At 67.4% G+C, this 2,837-nt stretch carries 1 protein-coding gene and 1 pseudogene; both read left to right on the plus strand.

Annotation, left to right across the window (positions count from 1 at the left end; genetic code table 11):
• Positions 1–2,608, plus strand: a 2,608-nt coding sequence (locus AC1D01_RS28465) for an efflux RND transporter permease subunit (RefSeq protein ID WP_477872396.1), incomplete at its 5' end; no start/stop codon positions are given.
• A 14-nt stretch (positions 2,609–2,622) separates the two neighbouring features.
• Positions 2,623–2,837: pseudogene (locus AC1D01_RS28470) on the plus strand (RND transporter); the annotation flags it as partial.

Consider the following 2,837-nt stretch of genomic DNA (forward strand, 5'->3'; position numbering starts at 1 on the left):
GCAGAAGATCGCCGCGCGCGGCCTGACCGCGCCCGACGTGGTCGCCGCGATCCGCGAGCAGAACGTGCAGGTGGCCGCCGGCGTGGTCGGCGCCTCGCCCGCCAAGGACGCGCCGTTCCAGCTGTCGGTCAACACCCAGGGCCGCCTGAGCACCGAAGAGGAGTTCGGCGACATCATCATCAAGACCGGCAGCCTCACCGCCAGCGGCGGCGTGATCCGCCTGCGCGACGTGGCCCGCCTCGAGCTGGGTGCCTCCACCTACTCGCTGCGCTCGCTGCTGAACAACAAGCCGGCGGTCGCGCTCGGCCTGTTCGAGGCGCCGCAATCGAACGCGCTGCAGATCTCGACCGATGTGCGCGCGCTGATGGAAGAGCTGAAGAAGGACTTCCCGCAGGACCTCGAGTACGCCATCGTCTACGACCCGACGCAGTTCGTGCGTGACTCGATCTCGGCCGTGATCCACACGCTGCTCGAGGCGATCGCGCTGGTGGTGCTGGTCGTGATCGTGTTCCTGCAGACCTGGCGCGCGTCGCTGATCCCGCTGCTGGCCGTGCCGGTGTCGGTGATCGGCACGATGGCGGTGCTGCTGGGCTTCGGCTTCTCGATCAACACGCTGTCGCTGTTCGGCCTGGTGCTGGCGATCGGCATCGTGGTCGACGATGCGATCGTGGTGGTCGAGAACGTCGAGCGCAACATCGCCAACGGGCTGAGTCCGCGCGATGCCACCATCCAGGCGATGAAGGAGGTCTCCGGGCCGATCATCGCGATCGCGCTGGTGCTGTGCGCGGTGTTCGTGCCGATCGCCTTCGTGTCCGGCCTGACCGGCCAGTTCTACCGCCAGTTCGCACTGACGATCGCGATCTCCACGGTGATCTCGGCCTTCAACTCGCTGACGCTGTCGCCGGCGCTGGCCGCCGTGCTGCTGAAGCCGCATGGCGCCCCGAAGGACAAGCTCGCCCGCGCGATGGACTGGGCCTTCGGTGGCTTCTTCCGCGTGTTCAACCGCTTCTTCGACCGCTCGTCGCACGGCTACACCGGTGGCGTGAAGCGCGTGCTGGCGCACAAGGGCGCGACCCTCGTGGTCTACGTGCTGCTGATCGTCGGCGCGGTGTTCATGTTCCGCATCGTGCCGTCGGGGTTCGTTCCGGCGCAGGACAAGCAGTACCTGGTCGGCTTCGCCCAGCTGCCTGATGCGGCCTCGCTCGACCGCACCGAAGGCGTGATCCGCCGCATGTCGGAGATCGCGCAATCGGTGCCGGGCGTCAAGAGCTCGGTGGCCTTCCCGGGCCTGTCGATCCACGGCTTCATGAACGCGCCGAACTCGGGCATCGTGTTCTACACGCTGGACGATTTCGACAAGCGCAAGGGCGCCAACCTGTCGAGCGGCGCGATCGCGGCCGAGGTGAACAAGCGTCTGGGCGCGATCCAGGACGCCTTCATCATGGTGTTCCCGCCGCCGCCGGTGAACGGCCTCGGCACCATCGGCGGCTTCAAGCTGTACGTCGAAGACCGCGCCAACCTCGGCCCCGACGCGCTGTACCAGGCGGTGCAGGCGCTGCAGATGAAGGCCTGGCAGACGCCGCAGCTGGCGGGCGTGTTCTCGGGCTACCAGATCAACGTGCCGCAGCTGAAGGCCGACGTCGACCGCACCAAGGCCAAGCAGCTGGGCGTGCCGCTGTCGGACATCTTCGACACGATGCAGATCAACCTCGGTTCGCTCTACATCAACGACTTCAACAAGTTCGGCCGCACCTACCAGGTGATCGCGCAGGCCGACGCCTCGTTCCGCTCGGACGCCTCGGCGATCGGGCAGTTCAAGGTGCGCAACGCCGCGAACGAGATGGTGCCGCTGGGCAGCCTGGTGAACGTCAGCAACACCTACGGGCCGGACCGTGTCGAGCGATACAACTCGTACATGGCGGCCGACTTCAACGGTGGCGCCGCACCGGGCGTGTCGTCGGGCCAGGCGCAGGACATCATGGCCAAGCTGGCGGCCGAGACGCTGCCGCGCGGCATCAGCTTCGAGTGGACCGACCTCACCTACCAGGAGATCCTGGCCGGCAACACGCTGGTGATCGTGTTCCCGCTGTGCGTGCTGCTGGTGTTCCTGGTGCTGGCCGCGCAGTACGAGAGCTGGACGCTGCCGCTGGCGGTGATCCTGATCGTGCCGGCGTCGATCCTGTGCGCGCTGCTGGGCGTCTACCTGACCAAGGGCGACAACAACATCTTCACGCAGATCGCGTTGTTCGTGCTGGTGGGGCTGGCGTCGAAGAACGCGATCCTGATCGTCGAGTTCGCCCGTGACCTGGAGCACCAGGGCAAGGGCATCGTCGAAGCCGCGCTCGAAGCCTGCCACCTGCGCCTGCGCCCGATCCTGATGACGTCGATCGCGTTCATCATGGGCGTGCTGCCGCTGGTGTTCTCGTCGGGTGCCGGTTCCGAGATGCGCCACGCGATGGGCGTGGCGGTGTTCGCCGGCATGCTGGGCGTGACGCTGTTCGGCCTGTTCCTGACCCCGTTGTTCTACGTGCTGCTGCGCAAGCTCGCGGTGGCGATCGAAGGGCGCTCCGGCGCCGCTGCGGCGCCGGTGGCGCACGAGGCGACCTGAGCGACGACAAGACCATGACACACACATTGTTCAAGACTTCCGCGCTGGTGACGGCGCTGGTGCTGGCCGGTTGCTCGCTGGCCCCGACGGTGCCGCAGCCCGACGTGGGCGTGCCGTCGGCCTACAAGGAGGTGACGGCCGTCGAAGGCAGCTGGAAGGCGGCCGCGCCGTCCGAGGCGCAGCAGCGCGGCGCCTGGTGGGTGACGTTCGGCGATGCGAAGCTGAATGC

It is taken from the genome of Rhizobacter sp. P3_B12, assembly GCF_056402895.1.